The organism is Mycolicibacterium duvalii (assembly GCF_010726645.1).
Classification (GTDB): domain Bacteria; phylum Actinomycetota; class Actinomycetes; order Mycobacteriales; family Mycobacteriaceae; genus Mycobacterium; species Mycobacterium duvalii.
Genome location: NZ_AP022563.1, coordinates 2,546,818 through 2,562,778, shown reverse-complemented (window position 1 = coordinate 2,562,778; position 15,961 = coordinate 2,546,818). Strand labels below are relative to the sequence as shown.

Genomic DNA, 15,961 nt, shown 5'->3' with positions numbered 1-15,961 from the left:
TCGAACTCGAAGAACAATCGGCGAAATGGGGTTCTGGTGTCCGAAGGAATCAAACTGATCGACCGCGTTTCTGCGATCAACTGGAACCGCCTGCAGGACGACAAAGACGCCGAGGTGTGGCACCGGCTCACCGGCAACTTCTGGCTGCCCGAGAAGGTGCCGGTGTCCAACGACATCCAGTCCTGGAACACCCTCAACGACCACGAAAAGCAGCTCACCATGCGGGTGTTCACCGGCCTGACACTGCTGGACACCATCCAGGGCACCGTCGGCGCGGTCAGCCTGATCCCCGATGCCGTGACCCCGCACGAGGAAGCGGTGCTGACCAACATCGCGTTCATGGAGTCGGTGCACGCCAAGAGCTACAGCAACATCTTCTCCACGCTGTGCTCGACCGCCGAGATCGACGACGCGTTCCGCTGGTCGGAGGAGAACCCCAACCTGCAGCGCAAGGCGTCGATCGTGATGCAGTACTACAAGGGCGACGAGCCGCTCAAGCGCAAGGTGGCCTCGACCCTGCTGGAGAGCTTCCTGTTCTACTCCGGGTTCTACCTGCCGATGTACTGGAGCAGCCGGGCCAAGCTGACCAACACCGCCGACATGATCCGGCTGATCATCCGCGACGAGGCCGTGCACGGCTACTACATCGGCTACAAGTACCAGCGCGGGCTCGCCCTTGTCGACGAGGCCAAGAAGCAGGAGCTCAAGGACTACACCTACGAGTTGCTGTTCGAGCTCTACGACAACGAGGTCGAGTACACCCAGGACCTCTACGACGGCGTGGGCCTGACCGAGGACGTCAAGAAGTTTCTGCGCTACAACGCCAACAAGGCGCTGATGAACCTGGGCTACGAGGCCCTGTTCCCGCGCGACGAGACCGATGTCAACCCGGCGATCCTGTCCGCGCTCAGCCCCAACGCCGACGAGAACCACGACTTCTTCTCCGGCTCGGGGTCCAGCTACGTGATCGGCAAGGCCGTCAACACCGAAGACGAGGACTGGGACTTCTGATGTGCGTGGCCAGCTTCTGTGAGTGGCCCGCATAGCCGCTCGGTGGCTGCTGGGTCTTTCTATTTCGCGAATTGCGGATAGTTGTCGCGCAACCAGGTCCTTGTAACGAACGTTTGAGGATTCTGTGCGTCGCCTTGCTCGTTGGACACCCAGGTGGTGCTGCCGCCCGCCGTGTCGCTCTGGGTTGCGATCACCCTGTTGGCGCCCTTGACGAATTCGCCCTCGAAGTAAGGTCCGAGCACCCACTCCAGCGTGGTGGTGTAGGTGGAGGTCGCTGTCTGTTGCGACTGAGCCGCTATCTTGGCGGCCTCGTCTTCCATCCATTGCGCGAGAGCGGCGTCATAGTCGTAGTTTTCGTCGGTCTCGTCTGTGGCGGTGGGTGCGCTGGTCGTGGCAGGCGGTGTCGCATTTCCGTCGGTGGTGGTGGTTCCGTCGGTGGTGGTGTTTCCGTCGGCAGTCGTGTTCCCCGCGATGCGAAGCGTTCCGCCCCAGGAAGCGACATAGCCCGTGTTGCAGCCACCCTCTATCCCTTCGGCCTGCACCCCGATCGTGTGAGGCCCCGGCGTGACCGGGATCTCGTATCCGCCGTCACTCTCTCCAGGCCCGACGCGGTTGGACCCCCACTCGTCACCATCGAAGATGATGTGGGCGATCATGTCGGAGCAGTGACTCTGGCTGGCGGTGAATTCGACCAGGATCGAGCGTTCTTCGTCCACCGTGAAAAAATCGACGCTGGGAATCGGTGTGCACCATTGTGTCTGGGGCTGGTCGCAGTCCGACACCTCGATGTACTGCGTGATGTCGACGGCCGATGCCGGGGCTGCAAACGAGACTGCGGCAACGCCGGCCGCCACAATGCCGATGGCGGTCCGCTTGGAGAACACAACGGCGCAGGAGCTGACTCTCGACGATCTCGGCATCGCATGAACCTGGTTTCACGAGGCTATCTGGGCACTTGCAGTCAACCCCTGCCACCCCATATCGCGTAGAGCACAACTGATCCACTCTTGAGGTCCAAAGTCCCTAATCGAGCAAACGTGACGCAGGGAAGCCATCTACCGTGCGCCGCGCCCATGGGGCGCCGCTGCCATCGTCATGATCGCCGTCGGAGCCGCCGCCCGTCGGGTGAGGGCCGGAGCAAACCGGCGTCGACTGCGCGCGGGCTGTCTTCTGTCATCGTGCGGCAAGGCCGCAACACCGACGACGAGGACTGGCACTTCTGAGCGGCTCCGCCGACCCGGCAGGTGCCGACGAGCAATAGCTCGAAAAGACGACCGCCGGAGCTCGCCGACGCGAAGAATGGGATTGGCCTGCTACCGGAAGAGGACGCATGACCGCCACGCCCGTCGACCCGCCGTCGCCCGACGATTTTCGCCGCAAGCTGGCCCACGTCGACCGCGAGTTCGCCGACGCTCGCCGCTACTTGTCGGCATTGCATGCCGACGACACCGAGGCGCTCGGTGCGTTGATGGCGGAGATCCACCACGAAGGACGCGCGATGAAGGTGCTGGCTGCGATGGCGGTGCAGGCCCTTGACTTCGCCGAGTTGTCCGAAGATCGACTCGGCGGCGATGTCCAGAAGTGGCTCGACGAGTCGACGATGCCTCAGGACAGCGCCGAAAACGAGCGCGACCAGTCCGAGCTCGGTGGCGAGGCATGAGCCGCCGCGGTCCCCGTCGGCGTACCGGCTACCGCAGCGGTGACGTGTCGATGACGAAGCGGTAGCGCACGTCGCTGGCGAGTACGCGGTCGTAGGCCTCGTTGATGTAATCCGGTGTGATGACTTCGATTTCGGGCGTGACGTCGTGTTCGGCGCAGAAGTCGAGCATCTCCTGGGTCTCGGCGATGCCGCCGATCAACGAGCCGGCGATCCGGCGGCGGCCGAAGATCAACGCGCCGGCGGGCACCGACATCGGGTGTTCGGGCATGCCCAGTTCGACGAGGGTGCCGTCGAGCTTGAGCAGCTTGAGGTAGCGCTCCAGGTCGAGGTTGGCCGAGACGGTGTTGAGGATCAGGTCGAAGCGGCCCCGCAGCTCCTTGAACGTGTCGGGGTCGCTGGTCGCCCGATAGTCACCGGCGCCCAGGCGCAGCCCGTCCTCCATCTTCTTCAGCGACTGGCTCAGCACCGTCACCTCGGCGCCCATCGCGACGGCCAGCTTGACCGCGACGTGGCCCAGCCCGCCCAGGCCGATCACCGCGACATGCTTGCCCGGGCCGGCGTCCCAGTGCCGCAGCGGCGAGTAGGTGGTGATGCCGGCGCACAGCAGCGGCGCGGCCTTGTCCAGCGGGAGGGCGTCCGGGATGCGCAGCACGTAGTTCTCGTCCACCACGATCGCGCCGCTGTATCCGCCCTGGGTGGGCTCACCGTCGCGGCCCACCGAGTTGTACGTGCCGACCATGCCCGGGTTGTCGCAGTACTGCTCCTCGCCTGCGCGGCACTGCGGGCACTCGCGGCACGAGTCGACGAAACAGCCGACGCCGACCCGGTCACCCACGGCGTATCGGGTCACCTCGGAGCCGACCGCGGTGACCACGCCGGCGATCTCGTGCCCCGGCACCACCGGGTACTTCGCACCACCCCATTCGCCGCGCACGGTGTGGATGTCGGAGTGGCAGATGCCCGCGAAATGAATGTCGAAGGCCACGTCATGGGGCCCGACCGCACGACGGGTGATGGTGGTGGGCGTCAACGGTTCGGTCGGGGAGGTGGCGGCGTAGGCCGATACGGTGGTCATTCACATCCTGTTCGTCGTCGTTCACAGTGCGCATCAATGCGAAGTCGCGGCGACGCCGCGAAACGCTCAAACAACACACAACCCACCCGCCGGCGGTCTTAATCCGCGATTCCGGTGTGATCTGTGTCAGTTGATCGGCGCGTTGAGCCAGCGCAGATCGGCGAGGATCCCGCGCGCGGCCACGATCCCGTCGCCGGCTTGCCAGACCTCGTTGTTGACCGCGAACACCCGAGAATCCCGGTTGGCGGACAACCGTTTCCACGCGTCGCCGCGCATCACCTCGACGGCCCGGTCCTTGGCCTCGGCGGTGGCGAACGACACATACACGATGTCGCCGTCGACCACCGACAGGTCGGATCCGTCGCTGAGATCGGCGTCGGAGATCTCGAGGAAGGGTTTGTCGGAGAACCGTTGCGTCACCGGGCGATCCACCCCGGTGGCGGCCAGCACGCTACCGGGAAAGTTGTCGGTGCCGAACACGCGCAACGTGGTGTCGGTGAATTGCACCACCGAGGCCTGGAAGTGGGTCGCGTCGTTGTCGACGCCGGTGCGGGCGGCCGCCCGGTCGAAGTCGTCGATCAGGCGGTTGGCGGCGTCGACGCGGCCGACGGCGGCGCCGACCGCGCGCAGGTTGTCCTTCCACACGGCGCCGGGTGGGGCGGTCAGCACCGTCGGGGCGATGTCGGCCAGGTCGGGAAACTGCCCGGCCACCTGCTCCACCGACCCGAGGATCAGGTCGGGGCCGGCGTCGCGGATCGCGGCGATGTCGGGCTCGCTGCGGTGTCCGACCGCGGGCAGGTCGTGGATCGTCGTCCCCAGGTAGGCCGGCTGGTCGTCGTGTCCGTCGGGCAGGGCCGCAGCCACGATGCGCGACTGCAGTCCCAGCGCGCACAGGGTGTCGAGGTGGTCGCCGGAGAGCACCACGATGCGCTGCGGGTCGGCCGGCACCAGGGTCGTCTCGGGCACCGGTGGGGTGACGCCGTGGGCGGCCGCGTTACTCACTTCGCGCTGCGGCGGTCCGTCATCGAGCGGGGCGGGTTCCGCGGCACAGGACTCGTCGGGCCGGCGGTCGTTGCCCAGGACCCCGGCGTCGGCGATGCGGGTGGTGCTCGTCACCACCGATCCATCCGCGGTCGTCACCGAATCGTCACCGCTTCCGCAACCACTGGCCGCCACCACGACCAGGCCGGCGGCCAGCGCGACAGCCCGCTGCAGCACCCCTGCCCGCGATCCGGTCCCCAGCACGTCGCCGACGGTAACACCTGTCCGTAGCGGCTGGTCAGATCCTGTCGGAGGACTCGTCGTAGGCTGAGTACGACCGTTTGTAGGACCACCCACTGCGCGTCCGGGAACAGAAGCTAGGATTCGTAGTCGATGCAGGAAGGCCGGGCGTCCCGGCGAAGTGCTCCGGACCCGGGGCATACGAAAGGTTGGAGGACCTGTTGGTAGCCGAAGCGCCCCCAATCGGTGAACTCGAGGCTCGGCGTCCGTTCCCGGCGCGGCTCGGCCCCAAGGGCAATCTGATCTACAAGCTGATCACGACGACCGATCACAAGCTGATCGGCATCATGTACTGCGTCGCCTGCTTCATCTTCTTCTTCATCGGCGGGCTGATGGCGCTGTTCATCCGCACCGAGCTTGCCGTGCCGGGTCTGCAGTTCCTGTCCAACGAGCAGTACAACCAGCTGTTCACCATGCACGGCACGGTGATGCTGCTGTTCTATGCGACCCCGATCGTGTTCGGGTTCGCCAACCTGGTGCTGCCGCTGCAGATCGGCGCCCCCGACGTGGCGTTCCCCCGGCTGAACGCGTTCTCGTTCTGGCTGTTCCTGTTCGGCGCGCTGATCGCGCTGGCCGGGTTCATCACCCCCGGCGGGGCGGCGGACTTCGGCTGGACGGCCTACTCGCCGCTGACCGATGCCGTGCACTCGCCCGGTGCCGGAGGGGACCTGTGGATCATGGGCCTGGCCGTCGGCGGTCTGGGCACCATCCTGGGCGGGGTCAACATGATCACCACCGTGGTGTGCATGCGCGCGCCCGGCATGACGATGTTCCGGATGCCGATCTTCACCTGGAACATCCTGGTGACCTCGATCCTGGTGCTGATCGCGTTCCCGATCCTGACCGCGGCGCTGTTCGGGCTGGCCGCCGACCGTCACCTCGGCGCGCACGTCTACGACCCGGCCAACGGCGGGGTGTTGCTGTGGCAGCACCTGTTCTGGTTCTTCGGCCACCCCGAGGTGTACATCATCGCGCTGCCGTTCTTCGGCATCGTCAGCGAGATCTTCCCGGTGTTCAGCCGCAAACCGATCTTCGGCTACACCACGCTGATCTACGCCACCCTGGGCATCGCCGCGCTGTCGGTCGCGGTGTGGGCACACCACATGTACGCCACCGGTGCGGTGCTGCTGCCGTTCTTCTCGTTCATGACGTTCCTGATCGCCGTCCCGACCGGGATCAAGTTCTTCAACTGGATCGGCACCATGTGGAAGGGCCAGTTGACGTTCGAGACACCGATGCTGTTCTCCATCGGCTTCCTGGCGACGTTCCTGCTCGGTGGTCTGTCCGGGGTGCTGCTGGCCAGCCCGCCGCTGGACTTCCACGTCACCGACAGCTACTTCGTCATCGCGCACTTCCACTACGTGCTGTTCGGCACCATCGTGTTCGCCACCTATGCGGGGATCTACTTCTGGTTCCCGAAGATGACAGGCCGGCTGCTCGACGAGCGGTTGGGCAAGCTGCACTTCTGGTTGACGTTCATCGGGTTCCACACCACGTTCCTGGTGCAGCACTGGGTCGGCGATGAAGGCATGCCGCGCCGCTACGCCGACTACCTGCCCAGCGACGGCTTCACCACGCTGAACATCGTGTCGACCATCGGGGCGTTCATCCTGGGTCTGTCGACGCTGCCGTTCGTGTGGAACATCTTCAAGAGCTGGCGCTACGGCGAACCGGTCACCGTCGACGATCCGTGGGGTTACGGCAACTCGCTGGAGTGGGCGACCAGTTGCCCGCCGCCGCGGCACAACTTCACCGAGCTGCCCCGGATCCGTTCCGAGCGCCCGGCGTTCGAGCTGCACTATCCGCACATGATCGAGCGGATGCGCGCCGAAGCCCACGTCGGCCGTGCCCACGGGCCCGAGGACGGCGACGTGACACGGCTCGACGACGAGAACGTCCGTACCTGACCCGTCGACGGTGAGCGCATCCGAAGCGTCGTCTGACCGCCCCTCGGCGCGCGACCGCTCGTCGCTGTTGATCACGGTGACCGGCCGTGATCAGCCGGGCGTCACCTCGGCCTTGTTCGAGGTGCTCTCGCGGCACCGCGTCGACCTGCTCAACGTCGAACAGGTGGTCATCCGCGGACGGCTGACGCTGGGTGTGCTCGTCGCGGCCCGCGTCGAGGTGGCGGCCAGCCCGGCGCTGCGCGACGAGGTGACGGCCGCCATCCGCGGGGTGGGTCTAGACGTCAGCATCGAGAGCAGCGACGGCCTGCCGGTGATGCAGGGTCCGTCCACCCACACCATCGTCGTGCTCGGCCGTCCGATCACCGCCGGCGCGTTCGGGGTGGTGGCGCGCGAGGCCGCAGCGCTCGGGGTCAACATCGACTTCATCCGCGGCGTCTCCGATTACCCGGTGACCGGGCTGGAGCTACGGGTGTCGGTGCCGCCGGGGGTGTTCAGCGAGTTGCAGCGGGTGCTTGCGCGGGTCGCCGTCGAGGAGAGCGTCGACATCGCGATCGAGGACTACAGCCTGTCCCGGCGGGCCAAACGGCTCATCGTATTCGACGTGGACTCGACCCTGATCCAGGGCGAGGTGATCGAGATGCTGGCCGCCCATGCCGGCGCGGAGGCCGCGGTCGCCGAGGTCACCGAGGCCGCGATGCGCGGCGAACTCGACTTCGCCGAGTCGCTGCACCGCCGGGTCGCCACGCTGGCGGGTCTGCCCGCCGAGGTGCTCGACCGGGTGGCCGAGCAGATCGAGCTGACGCCGGGCGCGCGCACGACGCTGCGGACCCTGCGTCGCCTCGGGTACCACTGCGGCATCGTTTCCGGTGGCTTCCGGCAGGTCATCGAGCCGTTGGCGCACGATTTGATGATGGATTTCGTCGCGGCCAACGAGCTCGAGGTGATCGACGGGAAGCTGACCGGCCGGGTGATCGGCGAGGTTGTCGACCGCCCCGGAAAGGCCAAGGCGCTGCGTGACTTCGCGCAGCAGGCCGGAGTGCCGATGGAACAGACGGTGGCCGTCGGTGACGGCGCCAACGACATCGACATGCTGTCCGCCGCCGGGCTCGGCGTGGCGTTCAACGCCAAACCGGCCCTGCGTGAAGTGGCCGACGCGTCGTTGAGCCACCCGTACCTCGACACCGTGCTGTTCGTGCTCGGGATCACCCGCGGCGAGATCGAAGCCGCCGACGCCCTCGACGGCATGGTGCGCCGGGTCGACATCCCCGACTGAGAATCGGCGTCACACCACCACGGTGACGGGCTCCGGCGGGGCGGCGCCGGTGATGCTGTGCCACGCTCTGGCCAGCAATGTGACGGCCTCGTCGAGGTGCTCCTCCGGCAGCGCATAGGGCAGGCGGACGAAGCGCTCCAGCGTGCCGTCGACTCCGAACCGGGGACCGGCGGGCACCTGCAGGCCGATCCGTGATGCCGCCGCCGACAACGCCGTGCTCATCGGGGCCGGCAGGCGCACCCACAGCGACAATCCGCCGGCACCCGGGCCGGGTTGCCAGTCGGGCAGACGCTGGGCCAGCAGGTCTCGCAGAAACTCCCGGCGACTCCGCAGCATGGCGCGCCGCTCCGGCAGCACCTCGTCGGCCATCGCGAGAAGCTTTGCCGCAGTGAGTTGTTCGAGAATGGCGGTGCCCATGTCCACCGTCGGGCGGATCTTGGTCAGCGTGGCGATGGTGCTGCGCTCGGCCCGGATCCATCCCACCCGCAGTCCACCCCAGAACGATTTCGACATCGAACCGACGGTGAGCACGAGGTCGCGGCGTGCCGTCAGCTCGGTGACCAGAGGCGGGGGCGACGGTTCGTCGAGCCACATGTCGCTCATCGTCTCGTCGACGATGGTCCGCGTGCGGCTGTCGGCGATCAGTCGGGCCAGTTGTCGGCGATCATCGCCGGCCAGCGTGTGCCCGGTGGGATTGTGGTTGTCCGGGATCAGGTAGGCCAGATCGGGGGCCAGTTGGGCGATGGTGGTCTGCATCGCGGCGAGATCCCACCCGTCGTCGATCATCGGCACCGGCAGGGTCTGGGCGCCCGACGCGGCGATCGCCGCCAGCGCCCCGTGATAGGTCGGCTGCTCGACCAGCACCCGGCCGCCCGGGTGAACGTAGGTCCGCAGGATCAGGTTGATCGCGTGCAGCGCCCCGGTGGTCACCATGATCTCGTCGGGGTCGGTGGCCAGGCCCCGTTGGCAGTACCTTTCGGCGATGGCCGCCCGCAGCGGCGTGATTCCGACCAGTTCGTGACCCATGCCCTGCAGGTAGGGCGCGATCTCGGTGGCGGCCTGGGCGTAGGCGGCCAGCACCGCCGACGCCGGGGCCGACAGCGCGGCCGCGGACAGGCCGGCGGTGGGCATCGTGGGCAGCGCGTCCGCACCGCCGGCCGGCGCCGGCAGTGCGGTGGTACTCCGCGCGCCGCGCCGCGCGACGAGGTAGCCGTCCTCGCGCAACGCGCTGTAGGCGGCGGTGACGGTGGTGCGGGAGACGTGCAGACCCTCGGCCAGCGCGCGTTCGCTCGGCAGGCGGGCGCCCACCGGCAGCCGGCCGTCGACGATGAGTAGGCGCAGCGCGTCGGCGAGCCCGTGATACACCGGGCCCGTGCGGTTCGACGTCCGCCAGTTACCGAGTTCGCGGACGACGAGGTCCACTTCAAGGGATCGGAGCGGAGCGGCGGCGGTCATCTGAGCCAGTATCCGACAACTGGCTATTGAAGGGCAAGCCACTTCCGGCTGATGATGGCCAGCATGTCGAACTGGATTTCTCGGCTGGCTCATCGTCTGGCCGACCTCTACCACCTGCCGCCGGTCGACGGGGGAACCGGCGACTGCGATCCGGAGACTCGCCGTATGCGTAGTGAACTCGACGCGATCCGCATGCGCTTCCCTGACCACGCGTAGCGACGCATCGGTCGAGCGGTGGATTCTCGGCGCCGCTGCGCCGATGATGAACACCACGATGACCCACGATGGGGAACCGACCGCTTCCGACGCCGTCGCAGAGCTGGCCGCCGACGCGATGGCCCTGTGTGCCGATCGCCGCCGCGCGATCCTGGGCATCGCGGGCAGCCCGGGGGCAGGCAAGTCGACATTGGCCGCGCTGCTGTGCCGCCACGTCGCCCGGGCGTGGGGCAGGGACGCGATCGCCTCGGTGCCGATGGACGGCTTCCACCTCGCGGACGCGCAACTGCACCGGTTGGGCCTGCGCAACCGCAAGGGCGCCCCGGAGACCTTCGATGCGTACGGATACGCCCACCTGCTCGGCCGCATCCGCTACGAGGGCGACGTGGAGGTCTACGCGCCGGGCTTCGACCGGCAGCTCGAGCAGCCGCTGGCGGGCGCGGTCGCGGTCCCGGCGGCGACGCGGCTGGTGGTCACCGAGGGCAACTACCTGCTGCACGCGGATCTGCCGTGGCGGCGCGCCCGAGCGGTGATGGACTGCGTCTGGTTCGTCACCGCCGAGCACCGCACCCGGCTCGACCGGTTGGTCGCGCGGCACGTCGCGTTCGGCAAGACCGCCCAAGAGGCGCGGGACTGGGTGGCCGCCGTCGACGAACGCAACGCCGAGTTGGTGTCGGCCACGGCCGGCGCGGCCGACCGCGTCGTCGTCAACGGTGTCCACGGGTGGTCGGTCTCGCCCTGACACCGCACGGGCGAGCTCAGCTGACGGCCTCCCTGAACGCCAGACCTTCCTGCGCTGCCCGGACCGTGTCGGCCACGTCCTGGACCGGATAGAGCTGATACTCGACCAACGGGCCGAACTTGGCCGTCGTCACGGCCAGGTCGTCGGGGTTGTCCGTCTCGACCACAGCGAAAGTGCCGCCGCCGTCGAGCCGTCCGACGAACTGATGGAATGTCGTGCCGTCCGGAGGGCTCCATTTCGAATAGAGGTCGAGCAGTCGCTTGGTGGAAGCTTCGTTCTCCGCCGCAGATCCGCTGTTGCGGAACGTCATCGCAATTACGTACTTCATCGTCGTCCCCTTCTCGCCGACGGGCGTCCCCAACCGGACGCGGGTTCGTCGCGCACGTTGATGCTGACCCCCGACGGCCGGCGCCGGCGGCGGAATGGGCCAACCCGAACGGTGCTGGTTCACCTCGAAACAATCAGCGCGACAAACATTTTGTTGCTCCGCGCCCGGGTGGATCCGCCACCGCACGGGGATCTGTTCGTAGCCAGCGGGGTACCGCGCGGGGATGGTCCTCCGCTGCGGTCATCCCCATAGCTGGATGGTCCGAATCGCCCGGGGTGCTCAGACAAAACGATTGGGCACAGGGTGGGCGACGGCCCGCCCGCGCGCGTTCGGCCCCGATCTCCGGGCGCTGCGGCGGGTGGTCGGTCGCGCCCTGACTACGATGGCCGGGTGGCAGTCGACAGGTCTGAGAACGAGGCAGAGACGACCGACCCCGACCTGCTGATCGACTTCACCGACGTCACGCTGCGCCGTAACGGCAGGCTCATGGTCGGCCCCGTGTCGTGGTCGGTGGAGCTGGACGAGCGCTGGGTCATCGTCGGTCCGAACGGCGCAGGTAAGACGTCGTTGCTGCGGATCGCCGCCGCTATGGAACACCCGTCGTCGGGGACGGCCTGGGTGCTGGGGGAGCGGCTGGGCCGGGTGGACATGTCCGAGCTGCGCTCCCGCATCGGCCTGAGCAGCGCCGCGCTGGCGCAGCGGGTGCCCGACGACGAGATCGTGCGCGACCTGGTGGTGTCGGCCGGGTACTCGGTGCTGGGACGGTGGCGCGAGCGGTACGAGGACCTGGATTACCACCGCGCCCTGGACATGCTCGAGAGTGTCGGGGCCGAACACCTGGCCGATCGCACCTACGGCACGTTGTCGGAGGGTGAGCGCAAGAGGGTGATGATCGCCCGGGCGCTGATGACCGACCCCGAGCTGCTGCTGCTCGACGAACCCGCCGCCGGACTGGACCTCGGCGGCCGGGAAGAGCTCGTGGCCCGGCTGAGCGATCTGGCCGACGACCCCGATGCCCCCGCGATGGTGCTGGTGACCCATCATGTCGAGGAGATCCCGCCGGGGTTCTCCCACTGCCTGCTCCTGTCCGAGGGCACGGTCGTCGCCGCGGGCCTGCTCCGCGACGTGCTGACCGCGGAGAACCTGTCCCAGGCGTTCGGCCAGTCCATCTCGCTGGATTTCCTCGACGGCCGCTACTTCGCGCGCCGCACCCGCATCCGTGCGGCACACCGACGCCGGGCCTGACGGCCAGACTGCAGAGGAGCAGACATGACCGCCCCACTCGACCCCGCGGCCGAGGCCCCGCTGGTGCCGCGGCCCGCCGCGACCGTGATGCTGATCCGCGACGAGACCACCGGCTCCGCTGACGGCCTCGAGGTGTTCCTGATGCGCCGCCATTCGGCGATGGACTTCGTCGCCGGGGTGATGGTGTTTCCCGGCGGCGGCGTCGACGACCGGGACCGCGACGCCGACGTCGCCTGGCACGGACCCGACCGCAACTGGTGGGCGCACCGCTTCGGCATCGATGCCGGACTCGCCGCGGCGCTGGTCTGCGCCGCGGCCAGGGAGACCTTCGAGGAGTCCGGGGTGCTCTTCGCCGGGGCCGCCGACGACCCGGATCTGCTCGTCGACGACGCGTCGGTGTACCGCGAACAGCGCGCTGCACTGGAGAACAAGTCGCTGTCGTTCGGCGAGTTCCTGCGCTCGGAGAACCTGATGCTGCGTGCCGATCTACTGCGACCGTGGGCGAACTGGGTGACGCCGAAAGAGGAACGCACCCGCCGCTATGACACGTACTTCTTCGTCGGGGCACTGCCCCAGGGCCAGCGGGCCGACGGCGACAACACCGAGACCGACAAAGCGGGCTGGGTCACGCCGCAGGCCGCGCTCGACGATTTCGCCGAGGGCCGCACGTTCCTGCTGCCGCCGACCTGGACGCAACTCGACGCGCTCAACGGTCGCACAGTCGGGGAGGTGCTGGCCGTCGAGCGGCAGATCGTCGCGATCGAGCCGTCGCTGGCCGCCGAGAAGAACGGCAACTGGGAGATCGAGTTCTTCAACAGCGACCGCTACAACCAGGCCCGCAACCGGCGCGCACCCCAGGGATACACCGACGGGGCCCCGCTCGCGTGACCGAGTTCGTCAGCGTGGTGCCCGCGGCGGGCGACGTCCCCGACGGGCTGGCCACGCTGTTGTGGTCGCGGCCGCCCACCAACGCCCTCACCCGGCAGGTGTACCGGGAGATCTCCGCCGCCGTCGCCGACCTCGACCGGCGGGACGACGTCACCGCCGTGGTGCTCTTCGGTGGCCACGAGATCTTCTCCGCCGGTGACGACATGCCGGAGCTGCGGACGTTGAATCCCGCGGAGGCGGACCTGGCGGCGCGGGTACGCCGGGACGCCGTCGAGGCGCTTGCCGCGCTGTCCAAGCCCACCGTCGCCGCGATCACCGGCTACGCCCTCGGTGCGGGCATGACGCTGGCCCTGGCCGCGGACTGGCGCGTCAGCGGCGACAACGTCAAGTTCGGGGCGACGGAAATCCTCGCCGGGCTGGCCCCCGGCCCGGTCGGCAGCCGGCGCCTGGCCGAGACGATCGGGCAAAGCAAGGCCAAAGACCTGGTGTTCAGCGGGCGGTTCGTCGACGCCCGGGAGGCACTCGCGCTCGGGCTCGTCGACGAACTGGTGGCACCGGACACGGTCTACGACGCGGCGGTGGCCTGGGCAGCGCGCCTCCTGGAGTACCCCTCACGGGTACTGGCCGCGGCCAAGGCAGCGTTCGGTGCCCAGGACGTGCTCGCCGCCGGCCCGCCCGGCCCCGGACGTTAGGCTGCCCTGCATGACGGAAACGAAGGAAACCGGCGCCCACCCTGAGGTCGCCCTCCCGGCTCCGCAGCCGCACGCCACCCAGGAGCAGGTCGAGGCCGCGATGCACGACTCGAAGCTGGCCCAGGTGCTCTACCACGACTGGGAGGCCGAGACCTACGACGACAAGTGGTCGATCTCCTACGACCAGCGGTGCGTGGACTACGCCCGGGGCCGGTTCGACGCTGCGGTGCCCGAGGACGTCCAGCGAGAGCTGCCCTATGACCGGGCGCTCGAGCTCGGGTGCGGTACCGGCTTTTTTCTGCTCAACCTCATCCAGGCCGGGGTGGCGCGGCGCGGGTCGGTGACCGATCTGTCGCCGGGCATGGTCAAGGTCGCCACCCGCAACGGACAGTCCCTCGGTCTCGACATCGACGGCCGCGTCGCCGATGCCGAGGGGATCCCCTACGACGACAACACGTTCGACCTGGTCGTCGGGCATGCCGTGCTCCACCACATCCCCGACGTGGAGCTCTCACTGCGCGAGGTGGTTCGGGTGCTCAAGCCCGGGGGACGCTTCGTGTTCGCCGGCGAGCCCACGACCGTCGGTAACCGCTATGCGCGTGAATTGTCCACGCTGACATGGCGCCTCACGACGAACGTGACCAAGTTGCCGGTGCTGGCCGGCTGGCGCCGCCCGCAGGAAGAGCTCGACGAGTCCTCACGCGCCGCGGCGCTCGAGGCCGTCGTCGACCTGCACACCTTCGACCCGGCCGACCTCGAGCGCATGGCGGCCAATGCCGGCGCGGTCGAGGTCCGCACGGCCAGTGAGGAATTCACCGCGGCGATGCTCGGATGGCCGGTCCGCACCTTCGAGGCCGCGGTGCCGCCCGGCCGGTTGGGCTGGGGTTGGGCGAAATTCGCGTTCAACAGCTGGACCACTTTGTCGTGGGTCGACGCCAACCTCTGGCGCCGGGTGGTGCCGAAGGGCTGGTTCTACAACGTGATGATCACCGGGGTCAAGCCGTCGTAGAGTTCACCCTCGAGGACGTGCGATACCTCGGCAGCCGGACCGGCCGCGAGGCACTGGTACAGGTCGGTGCCCGGGCGCTGAGCACATCGACGTTGATCGCCGACATCGCCGCGCTACGAAGGGATTTCGGTGATCGGGCGGCGGTGCTGGTGGAGACGGTGCAACTGCGCCGCAGGGCCCTGGCCAAATTGCCCGGCTCCGCGCAGTGGCTGTTCACCGACGCCGCGCTGCAGCAGGCCACCGCCGCGACGGTGGCGGCACACCGCGCCCGTCGCCTGGCCGGGCGGACGGTGCACGATGCCACCTGCTCGATCGGAGCCGAGCTCGCGGCCCTGAAAGATCACGCGGAATTCGTGCTGGGAACCGACATCGACGCGGTGCGGCTCGCGATGGCCCGGCACAACGTGGGTCCGTCGGTGCCGCTGTGCCGGGCCGATGCGCTGCGACCGGTCACCTCCGATGCCGTGATCGTGGCCGACCCGGCCCGCCGCGACGCGTCGGGCCGGCGGTTCGATCCTCGCGCCTATGCGCCGCCCCTCGACGATCTCCTCGAGGTCTTGCGTGGCCGGGACTTCGCGGTGAAGTGCGCTCCCGGAATCGATTTCACCGCCGTCGAGGCCATGGGATTCGACGGCGAGGTGGAGATCACGTCGATGCGCGGCAGCGTGCGTGAAGCGTGCCTGTGGTCGCGCGGACTCGGCGCCGGGGTGCGCCGCCGGGCGACCGTTCTGGACTCCGGCGAGCAGCTCACCGACGCCGATCCCGACGACTGCGGTGTCGCGCCCGCCGGACGGTGGCTGATCGATCCCGACGGGGCGGTGGTGCGCGCGGGACTGGTGCGCCATTATGCGGCGCGGCACGGGCTGTGGCAGATCGACCCCGACATCGCCTACCTGTCCGGAGACCGGTTACCGGCCGGCATGCGCGGTTTCGAGGTGCTCGAGCAACTGGCGTTCAGTGAACGTCACCTCCGGCAGGCGCTGTGGGCGCGCCGGGTCGGGGCCGTGGAGATCCTGGTGCGCGGCGTCGACGTGGACCCGGATGTGCTGCGCAAGCGGCTGCGGCTGCGCGGGCCCGAGCGAGCATCGGTGCTGATCACGCGGCTGGGGGCGAAAGCGTCAAGCCGGGCAACGGCATTCATATGTCGTCCGTCACGTTGATCGCTGACGTACCCTGGCG

16 protein-coding genes are annotated in these 15,961 nt (G+C 68.4%); 11 read left to right on the top strand and 5 right to left on the bottom strand.

Annotated elements, in window-relative coordinates:
- Window positions 1–36: 36 nt before the first annotated feature.
- On the top strand, window positions 37–1,011 hold the full coding sequence (gene nrdF / locus G6N31_RS12070; protein ID WP_098005940.1) for a class 1b ribonucleoside-diphosphate reductase subunit beta: 975 nt from the start codon (window positions 37–39) through the stop codon (window positions 1,009–1,011).
- Between the two features lie 59 nt (window positions 1,012–1,070).
- On the opposite strand, the gene G6N31_RS12065 is transcribed toward nrdF, so the two are convergent.
- Window positions 1,071–1,895 (bottom strand): hypothetical protein, encoded by an 825-nt coding sequence (locus tag G6N31_RS12065; RefSeq protein ID WP_098005941.1) that lies wholly within the window; start codon window positions 1,893–1,895, stop codon window positions 1,071–1,073.
- 446 nt (window positions 1,896–2,341) lie between these two features.
- Between G6N31_RS12065 and G6N31_RS12060 the strand changes: the two genes are divergently transcribed.
- Window positions 2,342–2,671 (top strand): hypothetical protein, encoded by a 330-nt coding sequence (locus G6N31_RS12060; protein ID WP_098005943.1) that lies wholly within the window; start codon window positions 2,342–2,344, stop codon window positions 2,669–2,671.
- 28 nt (window positions 2,672–2,699) lie between these two features.
- On the opposite strand, the gene G6N31_RS12055 is transcribed toward G6N31_RS12060, so the two are convergent.
- The gene (locus G6N31_RS12055) at window positions 2,700–3,746 is read right to left on the bottom strand and encodes an NAD(P)-dependent alcohol dehydrogenase (RefSeq protein WP_098005945.1); all 1,047 of its coding nucleotides are present in this window, start codon (window positions 3,744–3,746) and stop codon (window positions 2,700–2,702) included.
- A gap of 126 nt (window positions 3,747–3,872) precedes the next feature.
- Window positions 3,873–4,991 carry an ABC transporter substrate-binding protein gene (locus G6N31_RS12050; RefSeq protein WP_179964296.1) on the bottom strand — a complete coding sequence of 373 codons (1,119 nt, stop codon included), beginning with the start codon at window positions 4,989–4,991 and terminating at the stop codon, window positions 3,873–3,875.
- A 197-nt stretch (window positions 4,992–5,188) separates the two neighbouring features.
- Here G6N31_RS12050 and ctaD point away from each other — a divergent pair, with 197 nt between their 5' ends.
- Together ctaD and serB are read left to right on the top strand one after the other, a co-directional pair.
- Entirely contained in the window at window positions 5,189–6,934 is a 1,746-nt protein-coding gene (gene ctaD, locus G6N31_RS12045; RefSeq protein WP_163722144.1) for an aa3-type cytochrome oxidase subunit I, read from the top strand.
- A gap of 10 nt (window positions 6,935–6,944) precedes the next feature.
- The gene (serB, locus tag G6N31_RS12040) at window positions 6,945–8,207 is read left to right on the top strand and encodes a phosphoserine phosphatase SerB (RefSeq protein WP_098005055.1); all 1,263 of its coding nucleotides are present in this window, start codon (window positions 6,945–6,947) and stop codon (window positions 8,205–8,207) included.
- Between the two features lie 9 nt (window positions 8,208–8,216).
- Here the strand turns inward: serB and yczR are convergent, their stop codons facing one another.
- Window positions 8,217–9,662, bottom strand: a complete 1,446-nt coding sequence (yczR, locus tag G6N31_RS12035) for a MocR-like transcription factor YczR (RefSeq protein WP_098005056.1) — start codon at window positions 9,660–9,662, stop codon at window positions 8,217–8,219.
- A 63-nt stretch (window positions 9,663–9,725) separates the two neighbouring features.
- Here yczR and G6N31_RS27020 point away from each other — a divergent pair, with 63 nt between their 5' ends.
- Both G6N31_RS27020 and G6N31_RS12030 read left to right on the top strand, forming a co-directional pair.
- Window positions 9,726–9,878: a hypothetical protein gene (locus G6N31_RS27020; RefSeq protein ID WP_098005103.1), complete on the top strand. Its 153-nt coding sequence runs from the start codon at window positions 9,726–9,728 to the stop codon at window positions 9,876–9,878.
- A 58-nt stretch (window positions 9,879–9,936) separates the two neighbouring features.
- Window positions 9,937–10,620: a nucleoside/nucleotide kinase family protein gene (locus G6N31_RS12030; protein WP_098005104.1), complete on the top strand. Its 684-nt coding sequence runs from the start codon at window positions 9,937–9,939 to the stop codon at window positions 10,618–10,620.
- A 16-nt stretch (window positions 10,621–10,636) separates the two neighbouring features.
- On the opposite strand, the gene G6N31_RS12025 is transcribed toward G6N31_RS12030, so the two are convergent.
- On the bottom strand, window positions 10,637–10,948 hold the full coding sequence (locus tag G6N31_RS12025; RefSeq protein WP_098005057.1) for a DUF3303 domain-containing protein: 312 nt from the start codon (window positions 10,946–10,948) through the stop codon (window positions 10,637–10,639).
- Window positions 10,949–11,338: 390 nt separating this feature from the next.
- Here G6N31_RS12025 and G6N31_RS12020 point away from each other — a divergent pair, with 390 nt between their 5' ends.
- Genes G6N31_RS12020 through G6N31_RS12000 form a run of 5 tightly spaced genes read left to right on the top strand, consistent with a single transcriptional unit; the run spans window position 11,339 to window position 15,942 of the window.
- Complete coding sequence (locus G6N31_RS12020) at window positions 11,339–12,193, top strand: ABC transporter ATP-binding protein (protein ID WP_098005058.1); 855 nt, start codon at window positions 11,339–11,341, stop codon at window positions 12,191–12,193.
- A 24-nt stretch (window positions 12,194–12,217) separates the two neighbouring features.
- Complete coding sequence (locus G6N31_RS12015) at window positions 12,218–13,081, top strand: NUDIX hydrolase (RefSeq protein WP_098005059.1); 864 nt, start codon at window positions 12,218–12,220, stop codon at window positions 13,079–13,081.
- Entirely contained in the window at window positions 13,078–13,773 is a 696-nt protein-coding gene (locus tag G6N31_RS12010; protein WP_098005060.1) for an enoyl-CoA hydratase, read from the top strand. Before G6N31_RS12015 ends, G6N31_RS12010 begins: the two co-directional genes overlap by 4 nt.
- 10 nt (window positions 13,774–13,783) lie before the next feature.
- Window positions 13,784–14,782 carry a class I SAM-dependent methyltransferase gene (locus G6N31_RS12005; protein WP_098005061.1) on the top strand — a complete coding sequence of 333 codons (999 nt, stop codon included), beginning with the start codon at window positions 13,784–13,786 and terminating at the stop codon, window positions 14,780–14,782.
- On the top strand, window positions 14,740–15,942 hold the full coding sequence (locus G6N31_RS12000) for a THUMP-like domain-containing protein (RefSeq protein WP_420091139.1): 1,203 nt from the start codon (window positions 14,740–14,742) through the stop codon (window positions 15,940–15,942). Before G6N31_RS12005 ends, G6N31_RS12000 begins: the two co-directional genes overlap by 43 nt.
- The last annotated feature ends 19 nt before the right edge of the window (window positions 15,943–15,961 follow it).